The following is a 17292-nucleotide window of genomic DNA, read 5'->3' as shown; positions in this document are numbered from 1 at the left end:
TTATTACCCTCCAAATAGAAATAAAAAGACTGCATGACATTTTCTGTCATGCAGCCGTAGCTTATGCATAAGAGTGTAAACCAGCAATAATTAAGTTTACCGCAATCAAGTTGAACATAATGATGACGAAACCGATCACTGCCAGCCAAGCGGACTTCTTGCCTTCCCAACCGCGCGACAGGCGCAAGTGAAGGAATGCGGCGTAGAACAACCATGTAATGAGTGCCCACACCTCTTTCGGATCCCATCCCCAGAATCGCGACCAGGCTTCGTGCGCCCAAATCATAGCGAAAATCAATGCTCCGAGTGTAAATACAGGGAAACCGATTAATACCGAACGATAGCCGATCTCATCCATTAGTTGAGAGTTTGCCTTCTTCGCGAGTGGCTGGAAAACCGCAGCAATCGGCTTGCGCGCAATTAACCGCAGCAGCAAATAAAGAACTGAACCTACTGCAATTGACCACACTAGTGAGGATAACTTCTGCGCGTTGATGATAGGCGGCATTTCTACCCATGGCGTCATAGTATCCGGTGTCATCGCTTCATATTCATTCATTCCGAATAACGGAGGAACATGATACGTGATTTCGGCAGACGCTTCATTTTTATCAATATACGTGAATTCTGCTTCATAATTCATTACTTTGAATGTAGTTGATGTGACAACAAAACCAAGAACCAGAATCAGTGTATACATCACTGCTTCAATCCAAAAACGTGATTTAGATTTCTTTGTCATATCAATATTTTTCACCAGGAATACCAGTCCCGCGATCGCACTGATTGCCAGTATCGACTCTCCGATAACCGTTGTAATTACATGAATGAATAACCATTTACTCTGCAGTGCTGGGATCAACGGCGTGACCTCTGTCGGGAACATCGTTGCATAGGAGATAATAATAATCGCAATCGGCAGCGCAAATAATCCAAGTGACGGTGTTCGGTACATAATATACAATAGAATGAACGCTCCTACGAGCATCATGCCAAATGCAGTTGTGAACTCGAACATATTACTGAGAGGTGCATGGCCTGAAGCGCCCCACCGTGTGAAAAAATAGCCTAAATGAGACAGGAAACCGATGATTGTAATCACAAGACCGATTGTGCCCCACTTACTGTTTTGATAGGCTTTTTCTGTTTTCGACTTTTTAATAGCCCCTCCAAAAAACAATGTTGCCACCAAATAAGCAACAAATGAAACCAATAATAAATTACTGCTTACGGTAATTAAGTCCATATCTCTTCGTCCCCTTCCTGTTCCGGCTTGTCCAACTCAGGATCCTGACGATCTATATAAGCAGGCAAGTCTGCAGACTCCCGTAATTTATCCAGCTCTTTACGTAAAGAGAACCAGTTTTTATTCGTGTGAGCTGCAATCAATAGGTGTCCATCTGCATCCTCTTGAATCCAGATTCTGCGATGCTGCCAGTACATACCTTGAATGACGCCGATCATGAAGATCAGACCGCCAAGTAACAGAATATACAATGTTTTGTCTTTCCGAATCGTAAGACCTGAAATATTGCGGGTTTCAGCAGAGGCAAACTTAATTGCGTAATCGTTTTCTTCCACTTCAAGCGTTTGACGGATCGCAACAAAACTTTTTTCACCTTCTGGTTTATCTGGTGTATTCATCTGAAATATGAATGCCGGATTATTCGGAACCGGTGACTTCGAAAACGGCTCACCATCTTTAATTCCGTCATAATCCGGATAAAAACCGAGCATATTAACTGATGAGCCATTGCCAAGATCATATTCTTTTTCCGGATCACTTAAATTAACTGTGAATTCCCCTAAAGATTCTTCAGAAGATTTATTGACCAAGTTAAACGTCATACTTTTCAGTTCGTTCAGCTTATAATCCATCTGAAACACATTATAGCCGTCAAATTTCAATGGTTTGTTTACAACAATCGGATAATCTTTTACTTTTGTCAGACTTTCACTTCCAGGCAGAGCGTTTTCATCCTGCTTATAGAGTGTGACATCTGTTTTATACGTTTTGGCAATTGCGCCGACTTTATCCAAAGCTTCACCGAATACTTCTTCCGCTTCTTCTTTGGAATAGTTTTCTAATGTAAATTTCTTGTTTTCCAGTACATATCCCGGCGCACCGACGATATTTCGTGTCTCACCTTCACGAAGCCACATCGCTTCATCAACATAGAAGCCCGGAATACCTCTCAACAGTACGCCGATGAAGAATATAATCAGACCTGTGTGGTTTACATACGGACCCCACCGTGAGAAGCGGTGTTTTTCTGCTAATATTGCACCATTTTCAGTTTTCACATTATAGCGCAGGGCTTTCAGCTTTTCTTCTGCTTTCGCTAATGATTCTGCCGTATTTTGAACATTGCCTGCTCCGTAAATCCGCTGACGCTTCATAAATGAAGGATGACGGCGCGTGCGCTGCTTTTTAAGAGACTTATACAGCGGTACGACCCGGTCAATACTTGCGATAATGATAGATGTGGCAAGCATAAAGATCAGAACTTTAAACCACCAGCTGTTATACATATCGTAAAAGCCGAGCTGATAATACAATTTACCTACCGTGCCATACAGGCGCTCATAGTATTCTAGATACCCTTCTGGTGTTGTGGCGGGCACATAGAATTTCTGCGGGAAAATGGTTCCGATCGCAGAAGCGATCAGCACTGCCGCAATGATGCCGACCCCAATTTTTACACTGGAGAAGAAATTCCATATTTTATCGATTATGGAGCTTTTATATGTTTGGGATCTTCTCGAAGACCCTTCATAACGCATATCTACAATATCACTTTTCTTTGCCTTTTCAGACAAGGGCCGTCCGCACTTTTCACAAAGCTCTGTACCATAAGGATTTTCATGCCCGCATTGGCATATGATTTTGCTCATTGAGTAACAATCTCCTTACTTTGGTTGTATGCTTTCTAAATACTCGATAATTTGCTCTTCTGTCATTCCTTGCTTAATCACTTTTGTAATCTTCCCTTCAGGGTTGATCAGAAAAGTCGTTGGCAATGGTTTGATATTGTACAAGTCCATAACCGTTTTGTTCTTATCCCACAGCATCGGGAATGAAAGGTTCATATCATCTCTGAACAGTTCTACCTTCACTTTCGGCTCTCCAACGTTCACCGTCAGGATATGTACACCTTTCGCCTCGAATCCTTTGTAAAGATCCTCCATGTGAGGCATCTCCTTTTTACAAGGCGGACACCAAGTGCCCCAGAAATTAAGAAATACACCCTCGCCTTTATAATCGGACAGACGATGTGCGTTGCCTTCCAAATCCACAAGTTCAAAATCAGGCGCTGTATCACCTTCAGCCAAGACTTTCACTTTATCTTTTGAAGCAATTGCGTAGACCATGACCGCTGCTAAAATTAATAGAAGGGCTGCTCTGCTAATCAGCCTGACAGTCTTTTTATTTCTTTTTTTGGCCAATCATGTAACCTCCTGTCTATTTCACGTGCCAACCGCTATTATACCAAAACGAAAATTCAGTTGACACCGCACTAGTGATAGGTTTGTGAACTTTTGACGTTTTCTCAGCCGATTTTTCCTGTTTCAGCCAGAACACGTAATTGTTTCAGTTCATGTGTTGTTAATTCCCGAGCTTCCCCTGCATTTAATCCGCGTGTAGTTAAGTTAGCAAACTCTTCACGCTTTAGTTTTTGCACAGGACAGCCAATCGCGTCAAACATTCTGCGCACTTGACGATTCCGCCCTTCGTGAATGGTAATTTCTACAATTGCGGTATTCGTCTTTTTATCCACAGTTGTCATTTTGACATGAGCCGGAGCGGTTTTACCGTCTTCAAGCTCAATACCTGTTTCCAGCTTTTTCAGGTTCTCGCGTGACGGGATTCCTTTCACTTTGGCTACATATTTCTTTTTGATCTCAAACTTAGGGTGCGTCATCAAATAGGAGAAGTCTCCGTCATTTGTGAGCAGCAGCACGCCCGATGTGTCATAATCCAGTCTGCCGACAGGGAAAATACGCTGACTCACTTCCGGCACCAGATCGATCACCGTTTTACGTCCTTTTTCATCATCCACTGTTGAAATATAGCCCCGAGGTTTATAAAGCAGATAATAAACAGGTGTTTCCTTCGTCAATTGAACGCCTTCCACTTCAATTGTGTCCATTCTGCTAACTTTAGTGCCAAGTTCCGTTACTACTTTACCATTTACTTTAACCAGGCCGTCCAAGATCAGTTTTTCTGATTTTCTTCGTGAAGCAATGCCGGCCTGTGCCAATACCTTTTGTAATCTTTCCATGGGTTCCTCCTTGATGTTACATACTGAAAAAATTATGTCACACTTTGGGCTAAATGAAAAGAAGACTGACCTGTAGAGGCCAATCTTCAAAATAGTATGTTTTCTATTCATTTTTCTGTTTCGATATCGACCGCTATTGTCTTGATTGGTGCAGTCCCTAAATATATAGACCAATAACCTTTCTTCTGCTTCCCGTCTGTTTGGGGAATTTGCAGCACATTGGACAGCAACTTTTTTTCTTCTTTGTTTACGAGAAGTTTAACTGTCTGATCCAGTTTCGCAGTCATGTGAGGAAATACTTGATAACGTCCTTTTTTCACTGCCGTATACAATTGATACTCGGAGAACACCTGCTGAGACAGCTGTTTATGCACTTGCCAGTCGTTGCCATTATTCAGCGTGACAACAATGACTGATTTTCCGTCTTTTTCAAAATAAGTTGCCAGTGTTCGTCCGGCAGCTTTCGTGAAACCTGTTTTGCCTGCGATCGCTGTTGGCTCAGATAGTACCAGCCTGTGCTTATTCTGCCAGCTGTTTTTACCTTGCTCTGTTTCAAACGGATAATTTACAGTGGATGCGATTTTTCTGAACTCGGGATTCTTCATTCCAAAATACAGCATTTTTGCCGTATCATACGCCGAAGACAGGTGATGTTCTGCATGAAGACCAGACGGATTCGTAAAGTACGTCTGCTCCAGGCCGTGACTGCGCGCCTTTTCATTCATCAAGTAGACAAACCCCTCGAGCGACCCCCCGGCATGTTCAGCCAGTGCCTGTGCCGCATCATTTCCTGAGCGGAGCATTAGGCCATACAGTAAGTCCCTGGTACTTCTTGTCTGACCCGCCTCCAAATAAATTGATGATCCTTCCGCTGTGGCCGCCTGATGTGAGATGACAGTGTCTTGATCATCCGGCTGTATATCTAAAAACGTGTATGCAGTCCACATTTTCGTCAGACTCGCGATAGGCAGCGGATAATGCTCATTTTCGCCCATCAGCAATCTGCCGGTCTCTCCGTCTATCACTGCATAAGAAGATCCTGCAGCCTGACTGCTAAGGGGATTCAACAGCAGAGATATTATCAGTAGAACGATGATCATCATCTTTTTCAAGCATCATGTCCTCCTTCTTCGGTAATGGAAAATGCTTCCTGGAATTTCGTCATGAATAAATCCGTATCTTCCGACGACTCCTGTTCTTCATCTAATGACAGCGGAGGCATATCCGCAAGAGAAGCCAGTCCAAAGCGGTCAAGAAAGAAATCCGTGGTGCCGTATAAAATAGGCCGCCCCGGTCCTTCCATGCGACCCACTTCCTCCACAAACCCTTTGCCTGCCAATGAAGACAGCGCCCGTTCTGACTTCACTCCCCGCAGGTCATCGATCTCTACGCGCGTCACAGGCTGTTTGTACGCAATAATGGCAAGCACCTCGAGTGCAGCCTGTGTAAATGTAGAAGGTTTCGGATCTTCCAGCATTCGCTTGATGTCGTCAGCCCATTCACTTTTTGTCATGAGGCGCCAGCTCCCGCCATAACTTTTTACAGTAATGCCGCGTGTAATGTCTTCATCATATTTTTGTTGCAGCGTCATGACAGTATGTTCCGCCCGCTCTTCGTCACATTCCAATAATGCTGCAAGCTGTGCAAGTGTCAATCCTTCCTCACCCGCGACGAATAAAAAACTTTCAGTCATCCCGATGAAACGTGGTTCTATGTCCATTCCCCTCATCCCTTCACATCAATGAGATTCGTAATTCTTCAAAATTACGGCTTTGACGCACTGTCACTTCCTGTAACTTCATCAGCTCCAGCAGAGACAAAAATGTCAGCACGAGTTCTGGCACGCTCGCCGTGTCAAAAAGCGCATGAAACTCACATTCCCCGCCGCTCAATTCCAGCTTGCTCATGATGACAGACATCTTATCGCCGACAGACTGCTCTGATTTTGTTATACTCGCTGTCAGGGGCAGCCGCAGTTTCTTCCGGTGCAGCATCTTTTGAAATGCGCCGATCAAGTCAAAGACATTCAGCTGTTCTTCTGTTTCCGCCATCACCGGTTCACCGTATTCGGTCAGATCTTCCGGTTCTTTTGTAAAGTGCTCATCCCGGTGTGCTGCAGATTCGCGGAGAGAATGGGCCGCTTCTTTGTATTTGCGATATTCCACCAGCCGTGCAATCAGTTCTTCCCGCGGATCTTCTTCATAGCCGAATTCTTCGATGAATGTTTCTTCTTCATTGACAGGCAGCAGCATTTTGCTTTTTATCTCGAGAAGAGTTGCTGCCAGCACAAGATATTCGCTTAACTCATCTAGTTGAAGAACGCGCATGGCGTGCAGATGTTCTATGTATTGCTGTGTCAGCTCCGCCATGGGGATGTCATAAATGTCGATTTCGAGCCGGTTGATCAAATGCAGCAATAAATCAAGCGGACCTTCGAAGACTTCCAGTTTCACACTATAACTCATTTTACCTACCTACCTTATCAGAAAGGAATGTATTGTATGCACCCTTACTATCATCCTCTTTTTCTACAGTTTATTGTGTATTTCAATGACAATCAAGATTATTTTGAATGCCATGAAGTGCTTGAGGAATATTGGAAAGAACAAGAAGATTTTTCAAAGGATCATCCTTTGACAGGCTACATTCTCATGGCTACAGGATTATATCACTGGCGCAGAGGAAATGTTGCAGGCGCATCTCGCACCCTGAATAAAGCATTAGTGCGCTTTCGTGAGATGCCTGTACAGTTCAGCGACTACCTGGAAGAAGTGGCTCTTGATGAAGTCATCGATCAGCTGGAATACTGCCTCACCCGCATAGAATCAGGTGCCGGCTTCCGTTCATTTCAGCTGCCGGTTTCCCGCGGGCTGCAGATGGAAGCAGACAATTTCAAGCCGCAGCTCTCCCTGCTGCCAAAAGACAGCGCGTCCGTCATTCATAAACATATGCAGCGGGACCGGTCTGATATTCTCTTACAACGTGAAGAAAAGAAGAAGGGCAGCCGTTAAAGATCTGCGCCTTCTTCTTTTCGTAGACAACTCTGTATAAAAGGTTCGGTGAAATCTGTTCCCTGACAGCTATATCCCGGATAAATCTCCCGCAATTCCATCATCATCTTATACGCGATGCCTTCCCCGCGGAATGACGGATTTACGGAAATATGCTGAACGGTATATATCTTGGCTTCATCATCCGTTTCCACACCGATTAATCCGATATAGTCTTCTGATTCTTTATAAAGAAACAGCTGCCACTGTTCATTGCAAATATATTGCTGAACAGTTTCTTGTAATTTGCATAACATTTTTTCACTAGGGATATAAGATAAAAAGCCCATAGCAATTTTCTCTTGTGCTTTCTTAAAGCGAATAAGATTCAATAGTAACCCCTTCTTTTCAGAAATCCTTTGTACAGTCTACACCAATCCTACGCTAACTTCAACCCGCGCTTATTTAAAGCGCGGATCAATCACCGGAACGACGAAATACCAATAGATGACTCCCCAGATAACCGCCATGCCTACAATGGAGATAAATAGAATGATGTTTTTCTTTCTCATGAGAAACTTCCTTTTTCATCCGGCTGCAGCGGAAGATCTAATTTAATAATGTCTTCATATGTTTCACGTCTGACTGCCAGCTGGTGCCTTCCTTTTTCCGCGAACACAACAGCAGGACGCGGCAATCGATTGTAGTTGCTGGCCATCGAGTAGGTGTATGCGCCTGTACAAAAGACCGCCAACAGATCACCGGTCTCCACTTGCGGCAGCGCGGCCTGTTCAATCAGTTTGTCACCCGACTCACAGCATTTTCCCGCCACGGTCCATAGCCGGTCATGCGGTTCATTCATCCGGTTGGCCAGCGCACTGGAATAGGGTGCATCGTATAAAGCCGGACGAATATTATCAGACATACCGCCATCCACCGCTACGTATGTACGCACGCCCGGCACATCTTTTGTGCTGCCTGCGGAATAAATCGTTGTTCCCGCATCGCCGACAAGTGAACGGCCGGGCTCAATCCAAATTTGCGGAATCGGATATTCGCTTTCCTCCGCCATGCTTTTTACCACATCAGCCATTTCTTCCACATAAACAGCCGGCTCAAGGGGCGTATCTTCTTCTGTATAGCGAATACCGAAACCGCCGCCTAAATTCAAGACAGGACAGATAAACTGATAGTCTTTTCGCCACTCTGCCATTCTTTCCATCAGCACTTCTGCTGCGAAACGAAACGCATCAGTTTCAAAAATCTGTGATCCGATATGACAGTGCATACCAAGAAAACGGATATATTCATGATCATACAATGCCAAAAATGCCTGATCTGTTTGACCATTTTTCAAATCAAAACCGAATTTTGAGTCTTCCTGGCCTGTTGTAATATAATCATGAGTATGCGCCTCAATGCCCGGCGTTACGCGAATTAATACATTCATGGACTGCTCGCGTTTTTCAGCTATTTCTTTAATAAGATCGATTTCCAAGAAATTATCAACTACAATACAGCCGATTTCCTCGTCAAACGCATACTCAATTTCTTCACGGCTTTTATTATTGCCGTGGAAATGAATCCGTTCACGCGGGAATCCTGCTGCTGCCGCAGTAAACAATTCTCCGCCTGATACTACATCCAGAGAGAGTCCCTGCTGATCTGCCAGCTGATACATGGCAATCGAAGAGAACGCCTTGCTTGCATAGGCAACCTGGGCGTCAATATTTTTTCTCTCAAACGTTTCTTTGAACGCCTGCGCGCGCGATTTAATTAATTCCGTATCGTACACCATGACAGGTGTCCCGTATTGTGATGCCAGTTCAGTAACGTCTACTCCGCCAATTGTCAGGTGGCCGTTTTCATTCACGGCCTGTGTTCCATAAAGATGCATGTCCCAAACCCCTCCCGAATTCTCTCAGATAACTTTATCACAAGAGGACGGATAGTGGCAACGGCATGCAAGAATCAGAACAACAGCTTACGACATCCTGTCACGGTTCGGTGAATCTGTAATGAACGGCCGAGGGTCATCGATTGTCATAGGGAAACGAATCAAGACACGCAGCATCGCTTTCGGGAAGAACGGGGTAAACGGCCACAAATACGGCACATTCATTGGCTTTAAAGAACACAGATAGTAATAAATTACAGCAGACGCAATGAAAAAGCCCGGAGCGCCAAGCAGTGCCGTCGAAACCAATAAGAAAATACGGAATACTTTTGTTGTGATGCTTAATTCAAATGAAGGTATAGCAAATGTCAAAATTGCACTGACTGCCACATACAGCACGACTTCCGAAGAAAATAACCCCACGTCAATCGCCACTTGCCCGATGACGATCGCGGCGACCAGCCCCATTGCGGTAGACAGCGGTGTCGGCGTATGAATCGCTGCCATACGCAGTATTTCAATACCGACATCCGCCAGCATCAGCTGCACGAACAGAGGGACTTCCCCCCATTCATTTGGTCCGATATACTTAATTGCCTCCGGAACGAAATGTTTTTCCGTCGACAGCAAATACCAGAACGGCAGCATGACGAGACTGAAAAATGTTCCCGTAAAACGCACCAGACGAATGAATGTCCCAATCAGCGGCGCCTGCCTGTACTCTTCTGCATGCTGAAGATGATGGACGAGTGTGACAGGCACCAATATGACCGAAGGCGATGTATCAACGATAATCGCGATATGACCTTCGAGCAGATGCGCCGCGCAAATATCGGCACGTTCGGTATAACGGACAAACGGCATCGGATGAAAGCCTTGTTTGAATAGAAATTCTTCCAGTGATTTATCGGTCATCGTCAGTCCGTCCGTTTTTAACTGATCAAGACGTTGTCTGACAAAATCCAAATGCTCTTCACTGGCAGCACCTTTCAAAAAGGCGATCGCGATATCCGTTTTGCCTTTTACAGACGTTTCGTGCATTTCAAAACGCAGTTCCGTTGCCCGCAAACGTCTGCGGATCAATGATGTGTTCATCAGAATATTTTCTGTAAAACCATCTCTTGAACCGCGTATAACTTTTTCCGTATCGGGTTCTTCAGGATTTCTCCCTGGGTATGAACGCACGTCCAGCGCAAATGTAAAACCGTCTTTCATGACAAAGACAGCTAAACCGCTCAGTATTACTTTGGCAAGCGAATCTTCGTCTTTTACTATTTCCAGCGCATGATACGGGAAGTAATCCATCAAAGCCTTGTCAATATTTTCGTCAGTGTTACTTGTATACAATTCATTGCGGTACTGCATTTCTGTCAGTAAGGTTGTTAAGACCTCTCCATCTACTAAACCGTTCATATACAGAAGTAGTATCTCTCTATCCCACAGGTGGATCAGCCGTTTGGTCGCATCAAATGTTTCGTCTTCGCCAAACTGGCTGATGAACCACCGTTCCCCTTCTCGTATAGACGTAAATAGATTTTCGGTCAAATTATGGTCTCCTCACCTTCTCGAGTGCTTCTTCCGCATCCGCACCCATCCAAGTTTTCATTTGTGATAAAATCTTCTTTTCCAAACGTGATACTTGCACTTGCGATATTCCGATCCGTTTGGCAATATCACTTTGTGTGTAGTCAAGATAGTAACGCATATAGATGATCGTCTGATCGCGTTTATTCAAGCGTGTAATCACATCGCGCAACGGAATATGGTCGAAGACGCGTTCCGAGCGGTCGTCACGGAGCTGATCCATCAGTGTCAGACTGTCGCCGTCACTTTCATACAGCTGTTCATTGAGAGAAGCAGGGTCCCGCAGTGCATCAGACGCCAAAATAATGTCTTCCAGCTTCACTTCCAGCACTTCCGCCACTTCTGAGATTGACGGTGAACGGCCATTTTTCTTAATAAAGTCATCCGTTGCGTGACGTATCTTATAACTCAGTTCCCGGATTGTCCGGCCGACTTTCACCATGCCGTCATCGCGGAGATACCGCTGAATTTCCCCTACAATCATCGGTACTGCATACGTTGAAAACTTCACTTCATACGAAAGATCGAACTTATCTATTGATTTCATCAAGCCGATACAGCCAATTTGAAATAAATCTTCTAAATCCGCACCACGCGAAGCGAAGCGTTGAACGATGGACCATACCAGTCTCGTATTTCCTTCCACCATCATTCGTCTGGCTTCTTTGTCACCCGCTTGTGATTCTTTGATGAGCTCCCGCATTTTTTCTTGTGACAATAGAGCGTGTTGCTTCTCAACAGATGCTTCCATACGTCACCTCATTCTACTTACTTCTGTGACGGGAGAAAAACTCTTCTCAAACGTCACGATAGTCCCGTTTCCAAGGGTAGAATCTACACGGATACAATCCGAGAAACTTTCCATAATGGTAAAGCCCATACCCGAACGCTCCATTTGCGGCTTGGTTGTAAACATCGGCTCCATCGCTTGCTCTACGTCGAATATTCCCATGCCTTCATCTTCGACAGTCATTTTCACAGAGCGGTCGTCAATCGTCGCGCGGATGGTTACCATGCTTTTACCGTCACATTCATAGCCATGAATAATCGCATTGGTGACAGCTTCTGAAACGATTGTTTTGAATTCTGACAGTTCTTCCAGCGTCGGATCCAGCGGGGCAATAAAGCAAGTAAGCGCCATCCTTGCAAGCGCCTCATTTTGTTCTATCGCCAGAAACGATAAGGTCAATTCATTTTTCATGTACAACCCCTCCGATTTCGTCGATTGCTTCTTCGACTGTACAGTTTCTGATGGCATCACCCAGTCCTGAGAATTGGAATAGTTTCTCCATTGTCGGAGAAGGGTTCAATATAAGTGTTTCTCCATTGACGGGGACGAGGTCGCGCATTCTTCCGAGTATGAGTCCGATTCCTGCGCTGTCCATGAATCCCAATTGACATAGGTCCCAGATGATAGCACGTGTACTTCCTGTGAATATAGCGGTAGATACTTCTTCTCTAATTTGATTGGCTTCGTGATTGTCCAATTCACCTGCGAGTGTGATTAGCACGATGCCATTTTCCAGTTGTGTAATAGTTGCCATTTGTGGATACGCCTCCTTCATGAAGGCATTGTCGCACATTTAGAACCCATATCCTTTAGTTTTGACAAAACTAGTCATCCATCCCTAAAACTTCTTACGTTGTGACAGAGATTTTTTAAGAAGATGCCACTCGGAAATGACCATGACCGCAATTACAGTTCAGGAAAAAGCATCATGTAAAACTACGTCACCGTTTGTTCTATCCCTTTCCAATTGAAGTGCTTTGCAGGCGGACAGCGAAGTAATGTGAACAGGCCAGGCAGTCCTTGGCGAACGATTCGCCGTCGTCTGAGCATCTTCAGCGACGTTATATCATCACTCCCGCCGGGCTACACAAGAGTATGTACAGTCAAAATCGTTTTTACACATAGACAACAAAAAAGCCATGTGTTCTGAAAGGTTCAATTTCCTGAAACCTTTCAGACACATGGCTTTTCTGTATTACAATGAATATATTAAAGGCGGTGCCGCTGTTTTCTCTGATGATATATGCATATGTTCCTTAAGAAGATTTATTGAATCTTCTGCGTGCTGTTTGTTGGTATGCAGTATGGCGAGCGCTTCTCCCTTTTCCACATAGTCACCAATTTTCTTGCACAGCACAATTCCGACAGCCAAATCAATTACGTCTTCTTTCGTCGCACGCCCTGCGCCCAAGAGCATTGCGGCTACCCCTACTTCGTCAGCGTCGATTGCCGATACATAGCCGCTCTTTACAGCAGGAACCTCGATCTGATACCGGGCTTGCGGCAACAGACTCGTGTTATCCACCACGTCTGCATTGCCGCCCTGTGCTTTGATCAGCGAACCGAACAAACGCAGCGCATCTCCATTTTCCATGACAGTCTGTAATTGTGCGCGGGCATCTTCTTCGGTTTTCGCTTTGTTTGCAGCGAGCAGCATTTTACTGCCGAGCACCAGACAGAGCTCTGTCAAATCAGCCGGACCTTTTCCTTTCAGCGTATCAATCGCCTCTTTTACTTCAAGCGCGTTTCCAATTGCAAATCCGAGCGGCTGACTCATATCCGAAATGACTGCACTTGTATTTCGGCCGACTTCATTGCCGATCGCCGTCATGGCGTCAGCTAGCTGCTTTGAGTCTTCCAGCGTCTTCATGAATGCTCCGGCACCGGTTTTCACATCCAATACAATAGCGTCCGCACCCGCCGCAAGCTTTTTACTCATAATAGAGCTCGCGATAAGCGGAATGCTGTTTACTGTCGCTGTGACATCCCGCAGCGCGTACAGCTTTTTATCTGCCGGCGTTAAATTGCCGCTTTGTCCAATGACAGCGATTTTCAAATCATTCACTTGCTGAATAAATTGTTCGGTTGAAATTTCTACATGGAAACCTTCAATCGCCTCCAGCTTATCAAGCGTTCCCCCGGTATGACCGAGACCGCGGCCGCTCATTTTAGCAACGGGCACACCGCATGCAGCCACAAGAGGTGCGAGAATTAGCGTCGTTGTATCTCCTACGCCGCCGGTAGAGTGTTTATCCACTTTCACGCCTTCTATAGCAGACAGATCAATCTGATCGCCTGATTCCGACATAGCCATCGTCAAATGACCTTGTTCTTCCGCTGTCATTTTTCGGAAATAAATGGCCATCAGAAAGGCGCTTGCCTGGTAATCAGGAATTGTGCCGTCAGTATAGCCTGTCACGAAAAACTCAATTTCTTGTTTGGACAGTTCTTCGCCGTCACGCTTTTTTTCAATGATATCTACCATACGCATCATGATGTCAGTCCTCCCCGGCTACTGAAGATAAAAAACTTTCGCCGTGCTCGGGTCTGTTCACTCTGAAGTTATCCGCAATCGTTGCGCCGATATCTGAGAATGTCTTGCGGATCGGCAGGCTGCCCCCTCCGTTATGGGACGGTGAATAAACGAGCAGCGGCACGTACTCTCTCGTATGATCTGTTCCTTCATGAATCGGGTCATTGCCGTGATCTGCAGTAATGATTAACAAATCATTCGGTTTCAACGCTGCCAAAATTTCCGGCATGCGCGCATCGAATTCCTCAAGCGCTTTACCATAGCCGATCGGGTCTCTCCGGTGTCCGTAGAGGGCATCGAAGTCCACCAAATTGACAAAACTCAAACCTTCAAATTCTTTTTGCATCACGGATACCAACTTGTCCACGCCGTCCATATTTCCTGTCGTGCGCACAGCTTCCGTTATCCCTTCACCGTTATAAATATCAGCGATTTTGCCGATTGCGATAACGTCGTAGCCGCCATCCTTTAACTCGTTCATCACCGTTTTTCCAAATGGCTTTAATGCATAATCATGACGGTTTGTTGTGCGCGTGAACGCACCAGGCTCCCCGATGAACGGACGTGCAATGATGCGGCCAACGAGGTATTCAGGCTGCAATGTAAGTTCCCTGGCGATTTCACAAATGCGGTACTGCTCTTCAATGGGAATGACATCTTCATGTGCTGCGATCTGCATTACAGGGTCCGCCGATGTATAGACAATGATTGCACCGGTCTGCATATGCTCCTCACCGAGTTCTTCGATAATTTCAGTTCCGCTGGCCGGTTTATTGCCGATAACTTTTCTGCTGGTCTTCAGTTCAAGCTCATCGATCAATTCTTTCGGGAAGCCATTTGGATACACTTTAAACGGCTTATCGATCAGCAAGCCCATAATCTCCCAGTGCCCCGTCATCGTATCTTTCCCGACAGATGCTTCTTCCATTTTGGTATAATACGCCTGTGCTTCTTTTTGCGGTGAAAGTCCTTTTATCGGTGCAATATTAGCAAGTCCCAGACGTTCAAGGTTCGGCATATTCAGCCCATCCATTTCTTCACCGATATGGCCGAGAGTATTGGAGCCGACGTCGCCGAATGCCTCCGCGTCCGGTGCTTCGCCAATGCCTACTGAATCAAGCACGATTAAATGAATCCGGTTATAACGTAATTTTTCCATATAAAAACCTCCAGTAATAATAGTTTACGCCCGGGGATGGTACATGCTATACACATCTTTCAGGCGTTTTTTGCTGACATGCGTATACAGCTGTGTAGTAGAAATGTCCGCATGACCGAGCATTTCCTGAACCGCGCGCAAGTCGGCTCCGTTTTCAATCAAATGAGTGGCGAATGAATGCCGCAATAAATGTGGAGTAATGGCTTTTTGAATGTACGCCTTCTCCCCTGCCTCTTTCAGGATTTTCCAGCAGCCCTGTCTCGTCAGCCGTCTTCCATGCATGTTGAGGAATAATGCTTCCGTATCACCGGTCAGGCCGGGCCGGGCTTCATTCAGATATTTTGTGCAGGCCTCAACCGCTCCGCGTCCCAGCGGCACAATCCGCTCCTTGCTTCCTTTTCCAAAAACCCGGACAAACCCCATTGTCAGGTGAAGATCAGCCAAATCAATCGCTATCAATTCACTTACCCTCATTCCTGTTCCATATAACAATTCCAGTAACGCAATATCACGCATTCCTTGAAAAGTGTTGCCATCTACCGCGTCAATCAGCCGCTCTATTTCAGGAATGGAAAGAATATCCGGCAATTTTTGTTCGATTTTCGGCAATTCGATATGAATTGTACAATCATGCGTAGTCACTTGCTCTCTCACTAAAAATTGATGGAAAGAACGAATGGACGAAATATGCCTGGATAATGTGCGGCTCGATTTCCCGCTGTCTTTCAGTTTCTGTAAATATTGCAGAACTGTTGCCCGATCAATCGCATCGAGTGTTTCCACTGACAGGCTTTCTATGAATCGCAAGTAGGCTGTGAGATCTCGCTCATACGATTTTACTGTATTTTGAGCGAGCTGCCTTTCCACAGTGAGAAAATGCACATAATCTTCTAAAGCAAACTTTGCATCTCTCATGACGCAGCCTCCTTTCTATGTAAAAACTAAAAAAGGACAGCGCTTAGGCCATCCCTTTGTCGTCATTTTCTTTCTCTGGCTGTTCATCCTTGGCTTTACAGCGTTTACAAATCCCGTGAAATGTCAGCCAGTGATCTTTCACCGTGAATCCATACCGGCCTTCCACGACTTTTTCCACTTCGCCAAGTAAGTCTTCTTGAATTTCATCGACTGTTCCGCATTCAAGGCAAATCAAGTGATGGTGGAAACGGGCTGCCCCTTCCTCACGCAAGTCATAGCGCGCCACACCATCTCCAAAGTTAATTTTATCGACAACCTTCAGTTCGGTTAATAATTCCAATGTGCGATATACAGTCGCAAGACCGATATCGGGTGCTTTTTCTTTCACAAGCAAGAAAACGTCTTCTGCACTTAAATGGTCTTCTTCATTTTCCAGAAGAACTGCTACAGTCGCTTCACGCTGAGGCGTCAACTTGTAGCTGGCCCCGTGCAATTGCTTCTTGATTCGTTCAATTCGGCTCTCCATACGACGCCCCCCTCAAATTGATTCCATTATACCAAACTGTCGTTCCAGATGACAATAGAAAGGAAACGTTCCGTTCATAATGTGGTATAGAGGAAATTACTTTATGAAATGAAAGACCGATAGTTCCAGCAGCTGCGTGATCAGCAGTAAGCCAATCAGAAGCGGCACTGCCGTTAGCGGACGGTCTTTCCTGACGGCCGGTGCGACAAAAAATGGCGGGTTCAGAACTGTGCATAATATAAGAAACAGCAAACAGCTGATCAGCTGGAATGGGAACCACCAAACCGTGTACGTTAACAGTTTCAAGCCTGTCGACAGTAAATAGGTGGACGACAAGCCAAAAAGGGTGCATTTAACCGCACCTAGAAACATAGTCATAAAACGGACCCTTTTATATTTTGACAGAATGATGGCGAGCACTACAAAGCTCAATGTCACAGCTACAGGTGACCATAAAGCCGCTTCAGCTCCCATTACTACACGCTGATCGTATAAACCGACGATCTGTTCAAGTGAAGTGACCGGCCACTCCCTGAATAATAAAGCTCCTCCTATATAACTGATTGCGAGTATAACGAACAAATAGATAAAAGACAATGATCGAGCCATAAATAG

The 17292-nt window shown here is 45.3% G+C and carries 19 protein-coding genes; 1 reads left to right on the top strand and 18 read right to left on the bottom strand.

From position 1 onward, the window contains the following. Window positions 1–61: 61 nt before the first annotated feature. From ccsB to SporoP33_RS15020, 7 genes are all read right to left on the bottom strand, one after another. Window positions 62–1246: a c-type cytochrome biogenesis protein CcsB gene (gene ccsB, locus SporoP33_RS15050; RefSeq protein ID WP_081244490.1), complete on the bottom strand. Its 1185-nt coding sequence runs from the start codon at window positions 1244–1246 to the stop codon at window positions 62–64. Then, window positions 1237–2895, bottom strand: coding sequence for a cytochrome c biogenesis protein ResB (locus tag SporoP33_RS15045; RefSeq protein ID WP_081244489.1), 1659 nt, complete (start codon window positions 2893–2895; stop codon window positions 1237–1239). The genes ccsB and SporoP33_RS15045 overlap by 10 nt, the downstream gene beginning before the upstream one ends. Before the next feature lie 15 nt (window positions 2896–2910). After that, a complete protein-coding gene (gene resA, locus SporoP33_RS15040) occupies window positions 2911–3372 on the bottom strand; it encodes a thiol-disulfide oxidoreductase ResA (protein WP_369821988.1) in 462 nt (153 codons plus the stop codon). 179 nt (window positions 3373–3551) lie between these two features. Then, entirely contained in the window at window positions 3552–4283 is a 732-nt protein-coding gene (locus SporoP33_RS15035; protein ID WP_081244487.1) for a pseudouridine synthase, read from the bottom strand. A gap of 107 nt (window positions 4284–4390) precedes the next feature. Then, complete coding sequence (locus SporoP33_RS15030) at window positions 4391–5386, bottom strand: D-alanyl-D-alanine carboxypeptidase family protein (protein WP_155961407.1); 996 nt, start codon at window positions 5384–5386, stop codon at window positions 4391–4393. A gap of 5 nt (window positions 5387–5391) precedes the next feature. Next, complete coding sequence (gene scpB, locus SporoP33_RS15025; protein ID WP_369821940.1) at window positions 5392–6003, bottom strand: SMC-Scp complex subunit ScpB; 612 nt, start codon at window positions 6001–6003, stop codon at window positions 5392–5394. Window positions 6004–6016: 13 nt separating this feature from the next. Further along, window positions 6017–6748: a segregation/condensation protein A gene (locus tag SporoP33_RS15020; RefSeq protein WP_081244484.1), complete on the bottom strand. Its 732-nt coding sequence runs from the start codon at window positions 6746–6748 to the stop codon at window positions 6017–6019. Between the two features lie 36 nt (window positions 6749–6784). On the opposite strand from SporoP33_RS15020, the gene SporoP33_RS15015 reads away from it, so the two are divergent. Next, window positions 6785–7294, top strand: a complete 510-nt coding sequence (locus tag SporoP33_RS15015) for a DUF309 domain-containing protein (protein ID WP_081244483.1) — start codon at window positions 6785–6787, stop codon at window positions 7292–7294. Here SporoP33_RS15015 and SporoP33_RS15010 read toward each other — a convergent pair. From SporoP33_RS15010 to SporoP33_RS14960, 11 genes are all read right to left on the bottom strand, one after another. Then, the gene (locus tag SporoP33_RS15010; protein ID WP_231293262.1) at window positions 7291–7665 is read right to left on the bottom strand and encodes a GNAT family N-acetyltransferase; all 375 of its coding nucleotides are present in this window, start codon (window positions 7663–7665) and stop codon (window positions 7291–7293) included. The two genes, SporoP33_RS15015 and SporoP33_RS15010, sit on opposite strands and share 4 nt — an antisense overlap. A gap of 176 nt (window positions 7666–7841) precedes the next feature. Then, on the bottom strand, window positions 7842–9170 hold the full coding sequence (gene lysA, locus SporoP33_RS15005) for a diaminopimelate decarboxylase (protein WP_081244482.1): 1329 nt from the start codon (window positions 9168–9170) through the stop codon (window positions 7842–7844). A gap of 87 nt (window positions 9171–9257) precedes the next feature. After that, complete coding sequence (locus SporoP33_RS15000) at window positions 9258–10715, bottom strand: spore germination protein (RefSeq protein ID WP_081244481.1); 1458 nt, start codon at window positions 10713–10715, stop codon at window positions 9258–9260. A gap of 1 nt (window position 10716) precedes the next feature. Then, the gene (locus SporoP33_RS14995) at window positions 10717–11505 is read right to left on the bottom strand and encodes a SigF/SigG family RNA polymerase sporulation sigma factor (protein ID WP_081244480.1); all 789 of its coding nucleotides are present in this window, start codon (window positions 11503–11505) and stop codon (window positions 10717–10719) included. Window positions 11506–11508: 3 nt separating this feature from the next. After that, window positions 11509–11955, bottom strand: a complete 447-nt coding sequence (gene spoIIAB, locus SporoP33_RS14990) for an anti-sigma F factor (protein WP_081244479.1) — start codon at window positions 11953–11955, stop codon at window positions 11509–11511. Further along, complete coding sequence (locus SporoP33_RS14985; RefSeq protein ID WP_231293261.1) at window positions 11945–12298, bottom strand: STAS domain-containing protein; 354 nt, start codon at window positions 12296–12298, stop codon at window positions 11945–11947. The genes spoIIAB and SporoP33_RS14985 overlap by 11 nt, the downstream gene beginning before the upstream one ends. A 441-nt stretch (window positions 12299–12739) precedes the next feature. Then, complete coding sequence (locus SporoP33_RS14980; protein WP_081244888.1) at window positions 12740–14035, bottom strand: pyrimidine-nucleoside phosphorylase; 1296 nt, start codon at window positions 14033–14035, stop codon at window positions 12740–12742. Between the two features lie 7 nt (window positions 14036–14042). After that, a complete protein-coding gene (deoB, locus tag SporoP33_RS14975) occupies window positions 14043–15236 on the bottom strand; it encodes a phosphopentomutase (RefSeq protein ID WP_081244477.1) in 1194 nt (397 codons plus the stop codon). A 24-nt stretch (window positions 15237–15260) separates the two neighbouring features. Beyond that, window positions 15261–16151, bottom strand: coding sequence for a site-specific tyrosine recombinase XerD (gene xerD, locus SporoP33_RS14970; RefSeq protein ID WP_081244476.1), 891 nt, complete (start codon window positions 16149–16151; stop codon window positions 15261–15263). A gap of 43 nt (window positions 16152–16194) precedes the next feature. After that, window positions 16195–16677 carry a ferric iron uptake transcriptional regulator gene (locus tag SporoP33_RS14965; protein ID WP_081244475.1) on the bottom strand — a complete coding sequence of 161 codons (483 nt, stop codon included), beginning with the start codon at window positions 16675–16677 and terminating at the stop codon, window positions 16195–16197. A 96-nt stretch (window positions 16678–16773) separates the two neighbouring features. Further along, window positions 16774–17286, bottom strand: a complete 513-nt coding sequence (locus tag SporoP33_RS14960) for a hypothetical protein (RefSeq protein ID WP_081244474.1) — start codon at window positions 17284–17286, stop codon at window positions 16774–16776. Window positions 17287–17292: the final 6 nt, after the last annotated feature.

The organism is Sporosarcina sp. P33 (assembly GCF_002077155.1).
Lineage (GTDB): Bacteria > Bacillota > Bacilli > Bacillales_A > Planococcaceae > Sporosarcina.
Note: the sequence above shows the minus strand (reverse complement) of the source record. Positions and strands in the feature narration are given on the sequence as shown.

Bases quoted from the DNA above. Each gene is read 5' to 3' on its own strand.
- ccsB (WP_081244490.1), bottom strand. From the start codon at position 1,246: ATGGACTTAATTACCGTAAGCAGTAATTTATTATTGGTTTCATTTGTT.
- SporoP33_RS15045 (WP_081244489.1), bottom strand. From the start codon at position 2,895: ATGAGCAAAATCATATGCCAATGCGGGCATGAAAATCCTTATGGTACA.
- resA (WP_369821988.1), bottom strand. From the start codon at position 3,372: ATGGTCTACGCAATTGCTTCAAAAGATAAAGTGAAAGTCTTGGCTGAA.
- SporoP33_RS15035 (WP_081244487.1), bottom strand. From the start codon at position 4,283: ATGGAAAGATTACAAAAGGTATTGGCACAGGCCGGCATTGCTTCACGA.
- SporoP33_RS15030 (WP_155961407.1), bottom strand. From the start codon at position 5,386: ATGATGATCATCGTTCTACTGATAATATCTCTGCTGTTGAATCCCCTT.
- scpB (WP_369821940.1), bottom strand. From the start codon at position 6,003: ATGGACATAGAACCACGTTTCATCGGGATGACTGAAAGTTTTTTATTC.
- SporoP33_RS15020 (WP_081244484.1), bottom strand. From the start codon at position 6,748: ATGAGTTATAGTGTGAAACTGGAAGTCTTCGAAGGTCCGCTTGATTTA.
- SporoP33_RS15015 (WP_081244483.1), top strand. From the start codon at position 6,785: ATGCACCCTTACTATCATCCTCTTTTTCTACAGTTTATTGTGTATTTC.
- lysA (WP_081244482.1), bottom strand. From the start codon at position 9,170: ATGCATCTTTATGGAACACAGGCCGTGAATGAAAACGGCCACCTGACA.
- SporoP33_RS14995 (WP_081244480.1), bottom strand. From the start codon at position 11,505: ATGGAAGCATCTGTTGAGAAGCAACACGCTCTATTGTCACAAGAAAAA.
- spoIIAB (WP_081244479.1), bottom strand. From the start codon at position 11,955: ATGAAAAATGAATTGACCTTATCGTTTCTGGCGATAGAACAAAATGAG.
- SporoP33_RS14985 (WP_231293261.1), bottom strand. From the start codon at position 12,298: ATGGCAACTATTACACAACTGGAAAATGGCATCGTGCTAATCACACTC.
- SporoP33_RS14980 (WP_081244888.1), bottom strand. From the start codon at position 14,035: ATGCGTATGGTAGATATCATTGAAAAAAAGCGTGACGGCGAAGAACTG.
- deoB (WP_081244477.1), bottom strand. From the start codon at position 15,236: ATGGAAAAATTACGTTATAACCGGATTCATTTAATCGTGCTTGATTCA.
- xerD (WP_081244476.1), bottom strand. From the start codon at position 16,151: ATGAGAGATGCAAAGTTTGCTTTAGAAGATTATGTGCATTTTCTCACT.
- SporoP33_RS14965 (WP_081244475.1), bottom strand. From the start codon at position 16,677: ATGGAGAGCCGAATTGAACGAATCAAGAAGCAATTGCACGGGGCCAGC.
- SporoP33_RS14960 (WP_081244474.1), bottom strand. From the start codon at position 17,286: ATGGCTCGATCATTGTCTTTTATCTATTTGTTCGTTATACTCGCAATC.